1 protein-coding gene is annotated in these 916 nt (G+C 61.0%); it reads left to right on the top strand.

All coding sequences use genetic code 11. The annotated features are described in order from the left end of the window. Nucleotides 1-81: 81 nt before the first annotated feature. Nucleotides 82-916, top strand: an 835-nt coding sequence (gene xerC / locus C5471_RS23370) for a site-specific tyrosine recombinase XerC (RefSeq protein WP_422630944.1), incomplete at its 3' end; no start/stop codon positions are given.

The following is a 916-nucleotide window of genomic DNA, read 5'->3' as shown; positions in this document are numbered from 1 at the left end:
ACCAGCCCGGCAACAACGCTCGCCTCGCCAGACAGAAAAAAACGCCCCTCAGTAACGGAAGCCCACAGTCAACCCGACGCCATCCCGGCCCGCTTCGCCACCTTACGCCAGCATCTGGCCGCCTGGCGGGAAGCCGTGCAGGGACAGGGGTTAAGTGAACGGACACAGGAGTCCTATGAAGAGCGGCTGTTGCCGTTCATCACCTGGTGTGAAGCCCGCGGGGTCATGAACGCGCCGCAGGTCAGCCTGCTGTTGCTGGAAAGTTACCAGCGCTGGCTGAGAAGCGCCCGTAAAGCCGACGGACAGCCCTACAGCCCGGGCAGTCAGCGGGACCGCCTGAGTGTCTTACGTCAGTGGTTCCGCTGGCTGCTGAAACGTCACCATATCCTGTATAACCCGGCGGACAGTCTGGTGTTGCCAAAGGAAGAAAAACGGCTGCCAGCCCAGGTGATGAATGAAGACGAAACCCACACGGTCTTAGCCGCCGCCAATATCGACACCCTCACGGGCCTGAGAAACCGGGCTATCCTTGAAGTGTTGTGGAGTACCGGTATCCGGCGGATGGAAGTGGCGAACCTGCTGTTAAGCGAAGTGGACTTCGGGCGCGGCGTGGTGCTGGTCAGACAGGGAAAAGGCCGTAAGGACCGGGTGGTGCCCATCGGCGAGCAGGCGTTGCACTGGTTAAGTCGCTGGCTCAGTGTCCGGCCCCAGTTAACGCGGCGGGGTGACAGCGGTCACCTGTTTATCACCAAAAAAGGCGGAGGGCTGGCCAGAGGCACGTTAACCCAAATAGCCGCTGACAGCATCCGTAAACAGGCGCAGCTGGCTAAACCGGGGGCCTGCCATCTGTTCCGCCACTCAATGGCAACTCAGATGCTGGAGAACGGCGCGGACACCCGGCATATCCAGGCGATAC

The organism is Photorhabdus tasmaniensis, assembly GCF_011189505.1.
Classification (GTDB): domain Bacteria; phylum Pseudomonadota; class Gammaproteobacteria; order Enterobacterales; family Enterobacteriaceae; genus Photorhabdus; species Photorhabdus tasmaniensis.
This window is presented reverse-complemented; position numbering and strand designations above follow the sequence as displayed.